Genomic DNA, 18411 nt, shown 5'->3' on the forward strand with positions numbered 1-18411 from the left:
AAAGAAATAAATGGCAGAGAGCCATTTGCTTTTTGGCACGCCGTTTGTGTAATAGAAAGCGTAACGTTTCGGCGTTACAGAATAAACTGATTTGAAAATAATAAAAATAGATACAATTATGGGAAAGATTATTGGTATTGACTTAGGAACTACAAACTCATGTGTAGCAGTATTCGAAGGTAACGAACCGGTGGTAATAGCCAACAGCGAAGGCAAGCGTACCACTCCGTCAGTAGTAGCATTTGTTGACGGCGGCGAACGTAAGGTAGGCGACCCTGCCAAACGTCAGGCTATCACGAACCCGAAACGTACCGTTTATTCAATCAAACGTTTCATGGGTGAAACTTATGATCAGGTTCAGAAAGAAATTGCCCGTGTTCCTTACTCAGTAGTTAAGGGTGACAACAATACTCCGCGTGTCGACATCGACGGACGTTTGTATACACCGCAGGAAATTTCGGCTATGATTCTTCAGAAGATGAAGAAAACGGCTGAAGATTATTTGGGACAGGAAGTAACCGAAGCCGTTATTACCGTTCCGGCTTACTTCTCAGATTCTCAGCGTCAGGCAACTAAAGAAGCCGGTCAGATTGCAGGTCTGGATGTAAAACGTATCGTAAACGAACCGACTGCCGCAGCGTTGGCTTACGGTGTAGATAAGTCGAACAAAGACATGAAAGTCGCTGTATTCGACCTCGGTGGTGGTACATTCGATATCTCTATCTTGGAATTTGGCGGTGGCGTATTCGAAGTATTGTCAACCAACGGTGATACTCACCTCGGTGGTGATGACTTCGACCAAGTAATCATCGACTGGTTGGTACAAGAATTCAAGAACGATGAAGGTGCTGATTTGACTGCCGATCCGATGGCAATGCAACGTTTGAAAGAAGCTGCTGAGAAGGCTAAAATCGAATTGTCTTCTTCTACTTCAACCGAAATCAACCTGCCGTACATCATGCCGGTAGGAGGAGTGCCTAAACACTTGGTTAAGACGTTGACCCGTGCTAAATTCGAACAGTTGGCTCACAGCTTGATTCAGGCTTGTCTCGAACCGTGTAAGAAAGCCATGAGCGACGCCGGACTGAACAATGCAGACATCGACGAAGTAATCCTTGTAGGTGGTTCTTCACGTATCCCGGCCGTTCAGAAACTGGTTGAAGACTTCTTCGGTAAAGTTCCGTCAAAGGGCGTTAACCCCGATGAAGTAGTAGCCGTAGGTGCAGCCGTTCAAGGTGCAGTATTGACCGATGAAATCAAAGGCGTGGTATTGCTGGATGTAACTCCGCTGTCAATGGGTATCGAAACAATGGGTGGCGTAATGACGAAGTTGATCGACGCCAACACTACCATCCCGTGTAAGAAGAGCGAAGTATTCTCAACCGCAGCCGATAACCAGACCGAAGTAACCATCCACGTATTGCAAGGCGAACGTCCGATGGCAGCTCAGAACAAGTCAATCGGTCAGTTCAACCTGACAGGTATTGCTCCGGCACGTCGTGGAGTACCTCAGATTGAAGTAACTTTCGATATTGATGCCAACGGTATCTTGAAAGTGTCTGCAAAAGATAAAGCAACCGGTAAGGAGCAAGCCATCCGTATCGAGGCTTCATCAGGTTTGAGCAAAGAAGAAATCGAACGTATGAAAGCAGAAGCTACAGCCAATGCAGAAGCCGACAAGAAAGAGCGTGAAAAGGTAGATAAACTGAATCAAGCCGACAGTTTGATTTTCTCAACTGAAAATCAGTTGAAAGACTTAGGCGATAAGATTCCTGCCGACAAGAAAGCTCCTATCGAAGCTGCTCTTCAGAAGCTGAAAGACGCTCACAAGGCGCAAGACTTGGCAGGTATCGATGCTGCCAGTGCAGAACTTCAGACTGCATTCCAAGCCGCAAGTGCTGAGATGTATGCCCAGACAGGTAATGCTCAGGCAGGTCCTAATGCCGGACAAGCTAATAACAATGCCGGTCAGAACAGCAATAAGAATGATAATGTTCAGGATGCTGATTTTGAGGAAGTCAAATAATCCTAACTAAAATATAGAAAAAATCCGTGTAGCTCATCGAGTTGCACGGATTTTTTTATGCCCTTATACCTTGTGTTTTCATTGCTTTGTCGGAAATAAGCAGAAAGCTGAACATCTCAGATTTTTAACGAAATTGAGATTAATAGAGTATTTTTACTCATTCATGGAATAAGATAATCATGAAAAATTTGCATTTTTGCAGTAAAATAGTAGTGTTAATCTTAATTGAATTAAGATATTTATGAAAAAAACTTATGTCCTCTGTCCTTTGTTGTTGCTGACTGTGACCGGTAGAGCACAAGTGAGTGAAGCAACTCGTGAGAAACCGAATGTGGTGTTTATTTATGCGGATGATATCGGCTATGGAGATTTGAGCTGTAACGGTAGTCGTACGATTCACACGCCTAATGTAGAGCGTTTGGCGGAAAGTGGTATCCGATTTACTAATGTACATGCTGCTGCGGCTACAAGCACTCCTTCGCGTTATGCCATGCTGACAGGAGAGTACGCATGGCGTCGGCAGGGGACGGGGATTGCCGATGGCGATGCTGGGCTTATCATTCGTCCGGAGCGTTATACGATGGCAGATATGTTTAAGGATGCCGGTTATGATACCGGAGTTGTCGGTAAGTGGCATTTGGGATTGGGGGACAAGCAGGGTACGCAGGATTGGAATCAAGTGATTACGCCGGGTGTCCGCGACCTCGGATTCGATTATTCTTTTATTATGGCTGCTACGGGCGACCGTGTCCCTTGTGTGTTTGTTCATAATGACATGGTTGAGAATCTCGACCCGTCAGACCCTATTCAGGTGAGCTATAAGCATAATTTCCCCGGAGAACCTACGGGGAAGGATAATCCGGAACTGTTAAGAATGCATCCTTCTCACGGGCATAATCAGAGTATTATAAATGGTATTTCTCGCATTGGGTATATGAAAGGTGGAAAGAAGGCTTTGTGGAAAGACGAGAAAATAGCCGAGACCTTGACTGAAAAGGCGGTGGGATTCTTGGAGTCGCATCAAGACCGTCCGTTCTTTTTGTATTTTGCTACGCAGGATGCCCACGTTCCTCGTGTGCCCGATGCTCGTTTCGTGGGAAAGAGTGGCATGGGACCTCGCGGAGATTGCCTGTTGCAGTTCGATTGGTCGGTCGGACAAATTCTGGATGCTTTAAAACGGTTGGGCTTAGATAAGAACACGATTGTAATTCTTTCCAGTGACAATGGTCCGGTGGTAGACGACGGTTATAAAGATGAGGCTGTAGAGTTACTTGGTAATCATAAACCCTCCGGAATTTATCGCGGTGGTAAATACAGCTTGTTCGAAGCTGGTACGCGGGTTCCTTGCGTGCTGAGTTGGAAGGGGAGAATCAAGCAAGGACAAGTATCTGATGCGCTGTTGTGTCAGATTGATTGGATGGCTTCTTTGGCGGAAGTGATTGGAGTTCGGTTGCCCGAGAGCGCGGCTCCGGATAGTGAGGCGCATTGGGAGGCTTGGACAGGCAAGGAGAAAGAAGGACGTAACGCTTTGGTGGTTCAGAATGCGCAGAATAATTTGGCTCTGCTGATGGGCAAATGGAAATACCTTCGTCCGGGCAGGGGAGAGGCTTATATCCGGAGCGTAAATATAGAAACCGGAAACAGTTCCGATGCGCAGCTCTATGATTTGGAGAAAGACCCGTCGGAGACAATGAATCTTGCGGAAAAAGAGGTCGGGGTGAAAGCGCGGATGGAAGAACTGTTGGAAGAAATTGTAGACGGCCGTTACGGACTCCCTTTGTATTGATTAATAACAGGTTGGCTCTTCCGATTCGCCCCATTGAAACGCTACCGTTAGTTTTACTCATTTCATGCGGATAAGTATCACGGTTCTATTCGGAAGGCTTACCGGTTTATCGGGTAGAATTTTCATACCTCATTATAAGACTTTTATCAACTTTAAAAATGAAATAAACATGACACGTAATTTGAAGTTTTTTTTGATAACGTTGTTGATTGGTAGTTTACAAGGTATCTATGCCCAAGTGAGCTTTTCAAAAGACGAACTTTATCATATTTCTCCGAAACAGTATCCTGAAAAAGTCCTTACTATGGAGAGCGGGAAGGCACTGCCTGCTTTGGCTGCAGTGCATGGCCACGACAAATGGCAGCAGTGGAGTGTTACAGAACTTTCGGGAAGTTTCCGTTTCATCAATCTTTTTGAGAACAAGGCGTTGTATGCTCGTGTTGACAATGTGTTGGGTGTAACGGATAACAACGGTTCGGATGAATCGCAACTATGGACGGTAAAACAAAAAGGGGATGCCGTTCTGATTATTCCCACCAATACGCCGGAATTGATGCTTGTGTGTAACCCGCAGGGAGCATTGACGCTGTTGCCTAAAAAGCAGGCAGAAAATATGCCCGAAGCGTTGTTTTTCATTAAGGCAAGTGGCATGAAGTTGCCGGCGGGGATGCGTGATAATCTGGCAAACCGTCCCAAAGTATATTGGGAAGACGAAACCCGCTTCGAAGAAAATAAAGAGAAGGGACACGCTACGTATTTGCCCTATCCTGACGAGCAGGCCATGCTGACCGATACCGCTTTTTATCGTACGCCGTGGGTAGAAAGTCGCAGCAAGAATTATTGTTTGCTCAATGGCGACTGGTATTTCCATTTTGTTCCGGAACCTTCGCAGCGTCCGCTTGACTTTTATAAAGAAGATTACGATGTCTCGGCTTGGGAAACGATTCCCGTTCCTTCAAACTGGGAAATGCAGGGATACGACCGTCCCATTTACGCCAATGTGGAATATCCTCACGCCAATGTTCCTCCCTATATCGAGGCTCGTCCGGGATTCAATGACGGGGGAAAGAATTACGGCATTAATCCGGTAGGTTCGTATGTCCGCTTCTTCGATTTGCCGCAGGGATGGAAGAATAAACGTACTTTCATTCATTTCGGTGGCATTTATAGCGCAGCTTTGGTATACCTGAACGGCAGGTACGTAGGCTATTCTCAAGGTTCGAACAATGTGGCGGAATTTGATTTGACTCCCTATCTGAAGGAAGGGCGAAACCGGTTGGCGGTGCAGGTGTTCCGCTGGAGCGACGGCTCTTATCTGGAATGTCAGGACATGTTTCGCATGAGCGGTATCTTCCGCGATGTGTATCTTTATAATACCCCGATGGTAGCCGTGCGCGACCATTATATAACCTCGCAGTTAGACAGGCTGGCGGATTACCGCAAGGGAACCATGCAGGTACGTCTGTCTTTGGATAACCGTGACGGCAGTCAGGGGAAAAAGCAGTTGCAGGTACGCCTGTTCAGTCCGCAAGGTGAGTTAGTGGCAGAAAAAGAAACCGTGGTAAACTACACCCGGCAAGACACGTTGTGTAATGTCTGTTTGGATTTCCCGTTAGACAATTTGGCATTGTGGACTGCCGAGACCCCGAATCTTTATACGGTCCGTGTGGTACAGCGCGAGGGTGGTAAAGACGAAATGGCATTCTCTACCAAGTACGGTTTCCGCGATATTGAGATTCGGGGTGCGTTGGTTTATATCAACGGTCAGCGTGTATTCTTTAAAGGCGTAAACCGCCACGATACTCATCCGCTGTACGGACGCGCTGTAACCACCGAGTCGATGCTGAAAGACGTGTTGCTGATGAAGCAGAACAATATCAATACCATCCGTACCTCCCATTATCCGAATGCGGCAAAGATGTATGCGATGTTTGATTACTACGGGCTTTATACGATGGATGAGGCCGATTTGGAGGACCATGCCAATCAGTCCATCAGCGATATGCCTTCATGGATTCCTGCGTTTGTCGACCGCATCGACCGCATGGTGTTAAGAGACCGTAACCATCCGAGCGTTATTTTCTGGAGTTTGGGGAATGAGGCAGGCGGCGGAAGTAATTTTCAGGCATGTTACGATGCAGCGAAGCTATTGGATAACCGTCCTGTCCATTACGAAGGAACACGCGACGGAAAGGCGTTTGGAGGGAATCGTTTCAGCGATTTGTATTCTAAAATGTATCCGGGGATGAAGTGGATGGACGAACACGTCAACTCCTTCGATAAGCCCATGTTTATATGCGAATACGCACACGCTATGGGAAATGCCATCGGAAACCTGAAAGAATATTGGGAAAGCATCGAGTCAAGTACCTCGACCATCGGAGGAGCGATTTGGGACTGGGTGGATCAGGCAATCTATGAACCCCATGAAATAAAGCAGGGAATTTACCGTCTGCATACCGGATATGATTTCCCCGGCCCGCATCAAGGCAATTTCTGTTCCAACGGCATTATTCCGGCTACGCGGGAAGAATCTCCTAAGCTGAAGGAGGTAAAGGCTGTGTATCAGTATGTACATTTCGGAGATTGCGAAGTAGACGATAAAGGGAAAGCGGTAAATCTGTGTTTGTATAATACGTATGATTTCTTGTCGTTGAACCGTTTCTATCTGCGTTGGAATGCCGTACTGGATGGCATCTCGTTGCCAGCCGATAGCATACAGCTTACCGATGTGCTCCCCGATGATTCTTTGCGCTTGACTTTGCCTTTGCAGGGTGTCAGTCTGCCTAAGGTCCTGAAGAAGGGACAGGAATTGTTGCTGAATGTAGAGGTTTGTTTGAAGGACGCTACCCCGTGGGCATCCGCCGGACATGAGGTTGCGCGGCATCAGTATGTACTGTCGGAACGTGCTCCTTTGGCGGTTCAGAAGGGTAAGAAAGGTAAATCTGTTTATAACGTAGAGCAGACAGACCAACAGGTGCTTATAGAAAGCAAGGGACTGAAAGCGGTATTTGCACGCACTACGGGACGGTTAACCGAATTGGTTATAAACGGTGTTTCGTTTATCAGCTCCAATGAAGGTTTTGTATATGATAACCACCGATGGATTGAAAACGATAAGTTCACGCAGGTTGGCAACGGGTTGGAGGCGACAGGCACATGCGAAGTATCCGAAACCGAAGGCAGAATAACGGTTACTACGCTTCGCAAAGGCTCGCTGTGTGCAACGGAATTGACTTATACGTTCTTGCCGGACAATACGATGGAACTGGAAGCGCATTTCTTGCCGCAAACCGACCAACTGCGCCGTTGTGGTTTAGTGTGCGGCGTTAACCCGACATTGAACCGGGTAGATTATTATGCGTATGGTCCGTGGGAAAACTATGTAGACCGTAAAGACGGCTGCCGGATCGGACGCTACTCTACCACAGTGGAACAGATGGATGGGGCTTATGTGAAGCCGCAATCTATGGGAAACAGGGAAGGTCTGCGCGAGCTGAAACTCACCGATGCATCGGGTAAAGGTATATGTATCCGTACGGAAGGAAATGTTTCTTTCTCTGCTTTGCGTTATACGGATGAAGATTTGATGAATACCAATCATACATGGGAACTGAAACCGCGTCTTTATACGATACTTCATTTAGATGCTGCCGTAAGAGGGGTAGGTAATGCCAGCTGTGGACGCGATGTAGATACGCTTCCCAAATATCAGATTCCTCAGAAACCTTTGTCCTATAAACTGGTATTCAGTTCGTGCGGGTTTTAAGAGCCTGTTCTATTTGGCTTTGTCTCGAAGTTGAGTTCAAAAAGAGGCGGATGAATTTACCTCATAATTAGAACAGGATCTAAGCGCATTGCATTTTTTCTCCGCAATCAGTCTATGTTGGGATATCGTATCGTCCTGCGATGACTGATTGCGGAGTTTTATTAAGAACTGTTTACTTCAAATTGTTGATAAACAACAGCAGGCGGTTGGTTATGTTTACTTCGCTCACACCGCTGTCGAAGTCCAATGACAGTATTTGCAAGTCGGGACATAACGTTTTTACACGGTTTTCGATGCCTTTCGATACGATGTGGTTGGCTATACATCCGAAAGGTTGCAGGCTGATTACGTGTTTTACTCCCTGATGCGACAGTGAAAGCATTTCTGCCGGGAGTACCCATCCTTCGCCGAACTGAGCGGTCAGCGATACGACTTTAGAGGCTTCTTTTGCTTCATCAAACACATCGTTAAACGGCGTGAAGTAGGGATATGAACTGCCTGCTTGGTTGAATTTTTCCATGCGTGCCCATACCCGCTTGTACAGCCAGCGTACGAAAGAGTTCGGAATGGTTCGTTTGCTTAGTTTGCTGTCTTGGTTTACGATTTGGTTAACGAAGCCTTGAAGAAAGAATTCGGTAAGCAGGGGAGGTACCACTTCTATCTGTCTGTTTACTAACCATTCGCTGAGGCTCTTTTGGGCAAAGGGGTTAAATTTCAGGAAAATCTCTCCTACGATTCCCACTTTAGGCAGATCGCGCTTTTCTGTAATCTGGGCAAAACTTTTGGATGCCATGCTCAGATAAGGAAGCAAGTCATCGGTAGCGTTCCGTTCTATCAGACTTTGTGCAACGTTCAGGTACATGTCTTTCAGTCGTATTGCGCTGCCTTTTTCCTTTTCACGAGCTGCCGCTGCATAGTATAGCTTGGCGATGCAGTCGCTGTATAACAGCGTATTTAATACAGCAGGAAGCATCTTCAACCAGTTCATCCGGAAGCCGGGCTGGTTATTTTTCAGGTTGCTGCCGAATGTGAGCGAGATGACAGGCACATCCCCGAATCCCGATTCCGTCAGTGCTCGTTTTATCAGCGACAGATAGTTCGATGCGCGACATTGTCCGCCGGTCTGCACCATAGCGACGGCGGTTTGTTTCGGGTCGTATCTGCCATGCTTAAACGCTTTCACGATGTCGCCCACTATCAGCGTGGCAGGATAACACACCTCGTTGTTGGCATATTGCAGTCCGCAGTCACACGATACGGCATCACTCATCGGCAGGTTTTCAGCCTTGTAACCGGCCAATTTCATCAGCGAGGGAATCAGAGGAGAAATAAACGGTGTGAAAAACGGAGCCAAAATCGTGCGCTTCCTGTCTGCTGCTTTGAAAGTGGGCGAAGCGATGAAAGGCTGTACGTCGGCGGATTCCCGGTTTTCTGCTGCCTTCAGTTTCAGGCTTTCGATGGCAGAGCGCACGCGCAGCTTGAGCGAACCGATGTTGTCGATGTCGTCTAATTTCAACAGGGTCAGTGTTTTGCCGTACCGTTTCATCAGATGGCGGGTTTCATCGGTAAGGAAAGCATCGGGGCCGCATCCGAAAGAAGTCATTTGCATACATTGGATATCGTTGTCTTGCATGGCTGCCCATTTCACGGCTTTCAGTATCCGGTTTATGTAAGCCCATTGCGGAAGAATGTACGTGTCGTTTGTTTCGATGTCTGTGTGGCGTACTATATCGTCTGTAAGTATATTGACACCCATGCTTGCCGCCATGTCCGACAGTTTGTGCTGTATCAGCGGGTCGGTGTGGTAGGGGCGGCCTGCCAGCAGGATGGCAAGGCGGTGTTTTTTGCGGCTGTCCTCCAATATCTGTCTGTTGTAGGCTGTCATGTCGTTGCCGAAATCCTCTTGCGCGGTTACGGCTTTCCGGAATGCCCGTTTGCAGGTAGAGGTGTCTACGCCGAACTGTTTCAAGTAGGCTTCACACTGTTTAAACAGCAAGTGTTTGTCTTTAAATGTAATGGCGGGCGAATCGATGGCGACGCTGCCGCTCTGTACGCTTTTTACCACCTCTGCATATCCCGTAACGATGGGGCAGTTGTAGCTGTTCTGTCCGCCGTCCATGTGTTCGAATACTACGGCAGGCATGAATATCCGTTCCGCTTTCCGGTTTATCAGGTCTTGGATGTGGCTGTGTACCAACTTGGCGGGGAAACAGATGTTGTCCGACATTACCAGACCGGCTTTAGCTTCGTATCCGGCGTATGTAGAGGGCGCTGAGAGTATAACCCGGATGTTGCAGTAGCTGAACAGCGCGTGCCAGAACGGATATTCTTCGTACATATTCAGACAGCGCGGAATGCCGATTGTGGCACGCGGAGTTTCTATTTCACACGAGCGGTCGAACAGCAATTCCAGTTTGCGGGCGTAGGCATTGATGCCCTGCTGAGTTTCTCCTTTGTTGGTAAACACTTTCTCACAGCGGTTGCCCGAATGGTAACGGTTTCCGTTTGCAAAGGTGTAGGTGGTGATGAAGCATTGGTTTTCGCAGCCGTGGCATTGCCGCTGTCGGGTGGTGTACGAGGCGCGTCCTAACAATTCTGTCAGGGTGGTCGGTTCCGATTGGTGCCGGCGGGCATGGAGCGCACACCCGATGGCACCCATCAGTTCCGGTCGACTGCTGCGCGATGCTTCTCTTCCTGTCAGCTTTTCAAAGGCGCGTACCACCGAGTCGTTTTTCATCGTTCCTCCTTGCACTACGATGTTCTGTCCTAACTCGTCGGTGTTTTTCAGACGCAATACTTTGTACAGGCAGTTTTTTACTACCGAATACGAAAGGCCTGCTGCGATGTCGGATACCGTGGCTCCCTCACGCATCGCCTGCTTGACTTTCGAGTTCATAAACACCGTACAGCGTGTTCCCAAATCGTACGGATGGACACCGCGGCAGGCTTCCGCACCGAATTCCTGTGCCGAATAGCCTAATGAGCGGGCAAAAGTTTCGAGGAAAGAGCCGCAACCCGATGAGCAGGCTTCGTTGATTTCTATCCGGTTGATAACGCCGCCGGACACGAACATGGCTTTCATGTCTTGCCCGCCGATGTCAAGGATAAACGATACGTCTTTGTTCAGGTGGCGTGCAGCCTCGTAGTGAGCGATGGTTTCTACGATGCCTTCGTTCAGGTGGAAAGCGGCCTTTATCAGGTCTTCGCCGTAGCCTGTCACGCTGCTGCCCGTAATGCGGAGGTCTGTAGCCGATCGCCGGCAGGCTTCCTCTAATTCCTCCAGTCCTTTTTCTACGGCGGCTATCGGGTTTCCGTTATTGTTGGCATAGTAAGTGTACACCGGTTCATCGTGAGGAGTCATTGCCACTATTTTGGTGGTGGTCGAGCCCGAATCAATGCCCAATGTTACTGTCTCCGTACCGCTGCCGAGGGATTTGCAGATGAAATCGTGCCGGTTGATGCGTGCCTTCCATTTTTCGTAGTCTTTGTCATCAGAAAAGAGGGGTGTTAAGCCACCTGCCGGTTGCTTGTCTGAGAGAATGCCGGAGCGTAAGGTCTGTATCACATCGGATAGGTGGGTGGTGTTTTCATATTCTGTTGTCAGCGCCGTGCCCCATGCCGGAATCAGGTGACTGTTTTCGGGCAGGACGATGTCTGTTTCGTTCAGGTGGAGATAATCGGCAAAAGCTTTCCGCAGGGCAGGCAAAAAGGTGAGCGGCCCTCCGCAGAACAGTACGGGCGGACGGATTTCACATCCGTGTGCCAGCGTAACGACCACTTGTACCGCCACGGCATGAAAGATGGATGCCGAAATGTCGGCACGGTTTACGTTCTTGGCTATCAGGTTTTGTACGTCTGTTTTGCTGAACACGCCGCAGCGTGAAGCGATGGGATATATACGTTCTGCTTTCAAGGCAAGTTCGTTCATCTGTTCTACGGAAAAGCCCAACAGCAGCGCCATCTGATCGATAAAAGCCCCCGTTCCGCCGGCGCAGTTTCCGTTCATGCGCAAATCAGTAGCCGTACCGTTGCGGAAAAACACCACTTTGGCATCCTCGCCGCCGATGTCGATCATCGTGGTGCAGGCATCGGAGTACTGTTTTACGTACTGTGTGGCTGCCACTACCTCTTGCACGAAAGGCAATCCGCACTTTTCGGCAATTCCCATCCCTACCGATCCGGTAAGCCGGACGCAGACAAGCGCATCGCCTGTTTTTTGCTGTATTTCAGACAACAAAGCCGATAGGCTTTCTTTTATTTTGGCATGGTGACGTCTGTATACCGAAAACATTATTTTTCCGTTTGCCGACAGCACCACGGCTTTTATGGTTGTAGAACCAATATCCAATCCTATTTTATAAACGGTATCCATATCACTTTTCTTGTTTATATATAATAAATGTATATAATGGAAATCAAAGGTTGAGCAAATGTAGTAAAAGAGTTGGTTTATTAAATTTTCATGACGGCTGATTTATGAGCTAATGACAATAAAAAGCGACATTCCGGCTATAATAAGAAGCTGTTCTGAAGCTCTCAGACACGTATTTTTCGCCCCTAAAAAACGCTATGGGTAGCGTTCATCATCCCATGCGGAAGCGTTGGCCATTTCTACCCATAGGACAGACCATCCTTTCGGGTAGAATTTTTGCCTGTTTTCAAGGGCAGGAATCGGGGCACGGAAAGCAGGCAGGATTTCTTCATTTTGTTCATTCAAGATTTATCTTATTTGTTAATAATGCTTAATGGGTATAATATTTCTTACAGCGCGATTGATAAAGATTTTAAAATATAACTACCTTTGTTTTTAAAAAATAGTTAGATATATGAAAGTTAGCCTAAAAAATAAGATATGAAAAAGACATTTCCCCTCAAAAAGTTTGAAAAGCATTGATTTTTATTCGTTTTATCAAAAAACATAGAAGATAAGTTTAATTTATTATAATCACTAAATGTTAAATTTATGAGAATTGGTAGGTTTTCACAAATGTTTTTGTTGCTGATGGCTACGGGAGGAGTTGTATGGGCTGCTCCTGAAAAATCAGCGGATGTGTCTGTTTTACAGCAGGCGGCTACAATTACCGCTCAGGGTACGATTGTCGATGCTACAGGCGAACCTTTGATTGGTGTAAGTGTTGTCGAAGTGGGTACTACAAACGGTACGATTACCGACATCGACGGTAAGTTTTCGTTGAAAGTGGCGGCAGGCGCAACGCTCGAAATCTCTTATATCGGTTATAAGAACCAACAGTTGACGGCTGCGGAAGATTTAGGCACTATCCAGATGTCGGAAGATTCAGAAATGCTTGACGAAGTGGTGGTAACGGCTTTGGGTATCAAGCGTGAAAAGAAGGCTTTGGGTTACGCTTTGCAGGAAGTAAAAGGTGAATCGTTGGTTGAATCTCGCGAAACCAACCTTGCGAACGCTTTGACCGGTAAAATCGCAGGTGTGCAGATTATCCGTTCAAGTAACGGCCCCGGCGGTTCTTCTAAAATCCAGTTGCGTGGTGCTAACTCGGTAACCGGTTTGAACCAGCCGTTGATTGTAGTCGATGGTGTTCCGATGGATAACTTTACAGGTGCTGATAATGCCGACTTCTATAACCCTTCGTTGGATATGGGTAACGGTCTTTCGGATATCAACCCCGAAGATATCGAATCAATGTCTGTATTGAAAGGTGCTTCGGCTGCCGCTCTTTACGGTTCGCGTGCAGGTAACGGTGTTATCTTGATTACTACGAAGAAAGGTACGAAGCGTGAAGGTTTAGGTATTACTGTTTCGGCTTCTGTTTCTGCGGAAACTATTTTTATGAATCCTAAAATGCAGACGTCTTTCGGACAAGGTGATAGCGGTTCGTATAATGCAGAGACTTCCAATAGCTGGGGACCTGCTATGGGTACTGAATATACTTTCAATGGACAAAGACGCATTATGCAGTACTATGATAATGTGGATGCGTATTTTAATACAGGTACTAACCTGACGGAAAGTATTTCTTTCTCTCAGCAATATGATAAAACTTCAATTTATGCATCTTTGAACCGTATGGATGATTCCAGCAAAATCCCCGGTGCTAAATTGGATCGTACCAATTTGACTTTGCGTGCTTTCTATACATTCGGAAAAGATGACCGTTGGAGTTTGGATGCAAAAGTACAATACATAAATACGAATGCGGAGAATCGTCCGATGACAGGTTCAAACGATCAGAACATGTTCCGTACTATTTATCAGTTGCCGTCTTCTATGGATATTCGCGATTATAGCAATCCGTTAACTGAAGAAGGTAAAATCTATTGGTACAATAACAGTGGTATGAACCCTTATTGGGCTGAATTGTATAATACGAACCAAGATAGTCGTAACCGTTTCTTGATGAACGCATCTTTGAAATATAAGTTTACCGATTGGTTGAATGCTGAAATCAAAGCGGGTAGTGATATGTACAACACGGAAAGTAATAATAAACTGTATGCGGGCAGTAATCGTAATAACGGTAACAGCCAGTACAGTATGGAAGAAAAGAAGTTCTATGAAAATAACTTCAGTTTCTTGATTACTGCTCAAAAAGATTATATAGTTGATAAATTTGGCGGATCTGTTACTTTCGGTGGTAACTTGATGGAAAGAAAGACTACGGGCTTGAAAGGTAGTGCAAGTAAACTTACTGTGCCTAACTTGTTTAACTTACAGAATAGTAGTAAGAATGACCGTGATTTGAACGAAACTTATAATCATAAGAAAATCAACTCATTGTATGGTACATTGGGTATCAATTACGATGGATGGGTATTCTTGGATGCTACGTTCCGTAATGACTGGTCGTCTGCTTTGAGCAAAGAAAACCGTTCATTCTTCTATCCTTCTATTTCTACATCATGGATTATCAGCGATATGATTGGAAAGATGGGTAAGACAATGCCTTCATGGTTTACATACGCAAAAGTTCGTGCTTCTTTTGCTCAGGTAGGTAACGATATGGATGCTTATCAGTTGTATAATTATTACTCAATAGGCTCAGACCCCAATGGTAATACAACTGGAAAGCCGATGGAAACTTATTATGATTCTACGGTTCGCAGTGAGTTGATTACTTCTTGGGAAGCCGGTGCTGAATTGAGATTCTTCGATAACCGTTTAGGTTTTGACTTCGCTTGGTATAAATCAAACGCAAAACGTCAGTTGATGAATATTCCGATGGATAATATGTCGGGATACGGTTCTCGTAAGATTAATGCAGGTAACATCCAGAACACGGGTGTTGAATTGATGGTTACCGCTCGTCCTGTTGAAACGAAAGACTTCAGTTGGGATACTCAGTTGAACTTCTCTAAGAACAATAACAAAATTATAGCATTGGCACCGGGAGTTGAAAAATACGAATTGGGTGGTGCTGCCGAATTGAAAGTTTATGCTGTTGAAGGCGGTAACTACGGTGAAATTTGGGGAACGAAATTTATGCGTGTGACGGATGAAAGCAGCCCTTATTATGGTAAATTGTTATTGAATGAGGCCGGTTTGCCTCAAGCTACCGGAGAGTCTTCAAAGATTGGTGACCAACAGGCTGACTGTATGATAGGATGGAATAACACACTCAGATATAAGGATTTCTCTTTTAGCTTCCAAATAGACGGACGTATAGGAGGTGATATTTATTCTTATACAAACTACTCATTGCAGCTTGCCGGACGTGCTGAATGTACAGCACCGGGCGGAAAGCGTGATAACTTTATTGTAGACGGTGTTATTCAACAGCAAGATGGTTCGTATGCTCCGAGTACGGTTGAAGTTTCTCCGCAAGAATACTGGCAGTCTATAGGTGTTGGTAATACCGGTATTGGCGAAGCAAATATTTATGACGCAACAAACATTCGTTTGCGTAATATCGCTTTGAATTACTCTTTCCCGTCATCTATGTTGAAAAAGACTATTTTCCAGCAAGTGAAATTAGGTTTCTCTATTAATAACGTATGGATGATTTACAGTGATATGAATGGAATAGATCCGGAAGCCGTATTTATTACTAATACCAATGCAACAGGTTTTGAAAACTGTGCATCTCCTACGTCACGTTCTTATTTGTTTAACGTAACTTTAGGTTTCTAATTAAAAACAGGATATCACATGAAAACTATTAATAAATTATTTTTGGGGTTAGGCCTGATTGGTTTTGGGCTAACTTCTTGTTCCGATTTTGACGAGGTGAATACAGACCCCTCAAAGACTGAATTAGGGTCTGTTAAATCATACTATGCGTTGAATTACTCGTTCAGTAAGATTCAAATGGACCCCAGTACGGGCGAACGTGTATATGTATATAACTGGGGAGAAGGTGCTCGTCTTTTTACTGAAAAGAAACATTTATCAATAGGCAATTACGATGATGACTATATAAGTTCTTTCTATTATCCCGCGATTGCTTATGCTATAAATAATGCTAATTTGGCTATTCAAATAGCAGAGAGTCCGACTATCGAAGTGGTAGACCAGCAATTTTATCCGAATATGAAGCAATTTGGTCGTATTTGGCGTGCATATTTGCTGGCACAGTTTGCAGACAGTTTCGGTCCGTGTGCTTTGCCTCAAGATTTGACGGGTGGCATTAATCCGGTATATAGCAGTGAGAAAGATACATACAATTATATCTTAGATGAATTGGCTGATGCAGTTAAATCTATAGATACTTCTATTGAACCGACCGAAGATCAGGCAAAATGCGATCCGTATTTCGGATATGATGCAGAAAAATGGGTGAAATATGGTAACTCATTGCGTATGCGTTTGTCTATGCGTTTAAGCAATCTGGAAGGCAGAGATAATGAAATGTATAATAAAGCGGTTGCACAATTTAAAGATGCGGCTTCTGATTTGAGTAAGACAATCAGTGAGGATGCCGACATCATGGAAATTGTACAGAACAACGGATGGGATGATTATTCAGGACCGTACACTCGTACTTATAATCAGCATTGCTTGTCTTGGACAGTGGCTAACCTGATGAATAATTTGGGTGGGGTTTCTATAGAAACTCAACGTCCTGATATTGATGCGAAATATATTAAGCCGTCAAACTATTTGGGCAAGCGTTTTGAAAAACATTTCGTGCAGAATACGGATAATCCGACTAAAGCATATTGGATGGATGGTCTTCCTGAAAATTTGGATCCTCGTGCATTGAAATTGTACTATTTGCCACATGATGACAAAGCAGATAACCTGATTGATATAGGTACGGATGTGAAGAAACTTAAAGGTACTTTTGGATTGATTTCTTTCGAAAATGAGAAAGATACTATAAAAATCGATGGTACGTATTGTTGGAATGGTATTCCGACAGGAACTACAACCAGTTTCTCTCCGTCTATTTCCAAAAATGAATTGGTTAATAGTAGCAGCGCACGTTTGAATAACTATCCGATATTGGGTTCTCAGGCAAGAAATGCCGAAGAAAAGATTACTTATTTCGGTCCGTGGGAAACTTATTTCCTTGTAGCTGAGGCTTTGGTACGTGGATGGGTAACTTCTGCAGAAGTTGGTGGATTGACCGATGAGGCTGCTTATAATAAAGCTATTGAATTAAGTTTCAATCATTTTGGTGTTTCAGAATATTATGATGAATATATAACTTCTGAAAATTATAACCGTGTTGGTACTTCTGTAGCTTATAATCACACAACGCCTGCTTCTACTGAAACGATGGACTACATTGATGGTTATACCAATCAGGCTCAAACTGTACAATATCAATATCCTGATGGTGCTCGTACATTGTATGGTGGTTCATTGAACGATCATTTGGCTAAGATATTCACTCAGAAATATATCGCTCAATTACCTTATTTGGTACAAGAATGTTGGTCAGATTATCGTCGTGTTGGTTTGCCGTTCTTTGATATTCCTGCAAATGAGAGAATCATGACAGCTACTGATATGACTGAATGGAGACCTACATCATGGGAATCAGGTCAGAATTGGCAATATTATCCGCAGCGTATGAGATATCCTACTACGCTTAATAATGCTAACCCGACAGAATATGAACACGTTTTGGAATTATTGGGTGGTGCTAATACCACAATGGTTCCGCTTTGGTGGTCATTGGCTCATGAGCAATAATAATTTAGTATAAACTAATCCCCTTGTTTTGCCTTGTATTGTACTTATCAAGGTTTAAAACAAGGGGATTGTTCTTTTTTTACTTGTGGTATAGGTCAAGCTGTCTTAAAACTTCTTTTGTTAATCCTATAATGAAAAATCTATGAAACGTTTACATGTCTTTTTATTCTTGTTTGCACTTTTAGGTCTTGCGGCTTGTAGCGATGATGATGGTTATTCTGAAGAATCTCCGATTTCAAGAGATTTAGCTTACGAAATGGTGAAAATGAAATTATTTACTTATGGTAAACCCTTTAATGAGATAGACCTTTATGCTACTAAAGATATACTTCCGGCAAATACACCGGTAATAATAAGTAAAGAAGAGACAATGTCATCGGATCGTAATTCATGGCTATTCTTTATAGATGAAATACCGCTTATCGCAAACTGGGGACATCCCTGTAAGTATATTTTTGTGGATGCTTTCGGAAATGTGACCGTTCATGAAAAAACGATGCCTCCATCTGCTCCTTCTTTGGAAGAGATGGATCATTTAAATTGGGCAGATATATGGGATGAGTGGGGTGGAATATATTATACAGGATATTCCCGCTGTTCATTCGAGGGCTATCCGTTCATAATTTATTGTAGCCACAAGAGAAACTATTGAGAATAATTTCTTCGGCTTTGGAATAATTATTTATCTATAAAATTTCGGAAAAAAATACAAT

At 44.8% G+C, this 18411-nt stretch carries 8 protein-coding genes; 6 read left to right on the plus strand and 2 right to left on the minus strand.

Going from position 1 to position 18411, the window contains the following annotated elements; genetic code table 11:
- The first annotated feature begins 118 nt into the window (after positions 1–118).
- From dnaK to H9626_RS06115, 3 genes are all read left to right on the plus strand, one after another.
- A complete protein-coding gene (dnaK, locus tag H9626_RS06105) occupies positions 119–2026 on the plus strand; it encodes a molecular chaperone DnaK (protein WP_178256455.1) in 1908 nt (635 codons plus the stop codon).
- A gap of 241 nt (positions 2027–2267) precedes the next feature.
- Positions 2268–3812: a sulfatase family protein gene (locus H9626_RS06110; protein WP_191709925.1), complete on the plus strand. Its 1545-nt coding sequence runs from the start codon at positions 2268–2270 to the stop codon at positions 3810–3812.
- Positions 3813–3981: 169 nt separating this feature from the next.
- Entirely contained in the window at positions 3982–7581 is a 3600-nt protein-coding gene (locus tag H9626_RS06115) for a glycoside hydrolase family 2 TIM barrel-domain containing protein (RefSeq protein WP_191709926.1), read from the plus strand.
- Between the two features lie 172 nt (positions 7582–7753).
- On the opposite strand, the gene H9626_RS06120 is transcribed toward H9626_RS06115, so the two are convergent.
- A complete protein-coding gene (locus H9626_RS06120) occupies positions 7754–11953 on the minus strand; it encodes an acyl-CoA dehydratase activase (RefSeq protein WP_191709927.1) in 4200 nt (1399 codons plus the stop codon).
- A gap of 195 nt (positions 11954–12148) precedes the next feature.
- Positions 12149–12298 carry a hypothetical protein gene (locus tag H9626_RS06125; protein ID WP_191709928.1) on the minus strand — a complete coding sequence of 50 codons (150 nt, stop codon included), beginning with the start codon at positions 12296–12298 and terminating at the stop codon, positions 12149–12151.
- 246 nt (positions 12299–12544) lie between these two features.
- Here H9626_RS06125 and H9626_RS06130 point away from each other — a divergent pair, with 246 nt between their 5' ends.
- The 3 genes from H9626_RS06130 (at position 12545) to H9626_RS06140 (ending at position 18350) form a co-directional block, all read left to right on the plus strand.
- Positions 12545–15688, plus strand: coding sequence for a SusC/RagA family TonB-linked outer membrane protein (locus tag H9626_RS06130; RefSeq protein WP_418833777.1), 3144 nt, complete (start codon positions 12545–12547; stop codon positions 15686–15688).
- 18 nt (positions 15689–15706) lie between these two features.
- Positions 15707–17698 carry a SusD/RagB family nutrient-binding outer membrane lipoprotein gene (locus H9626_RS06135; protein WP_191709929.1) on the plus strand — a complete coding sequence of 664 codons (1992 nt, stop codon included), beginning with the start codon at positions 15707–15709 and terminating at the stop codon, positions 17696–17698.
- 142 nt (positions 17699–17840) lie between these two features.
- Positions 17841–18350, plus strand: a complete 510-nt coding sequence (locus tag H9626_RS06140) for a hypothetical protein (protein ID WP_191709930.1) — start codon at positions 17841–17843, stop codon at positions 18348–18350.
- The last annotated feature ends 61 nt before the right edge of the window (positions 18351–18411 follow it).

Origin of the sequence: Phocaeicola faecium (genome assembly GCF_014837055.1) — a bacterium.
Taxonomy (GTDB): domain Bacteria; phylum Bacteroidota; class Bacteroidia; order Bacteroidales; family Bacteroidaceae; genus Phocaeicola; species Phocaeicola gallinarum.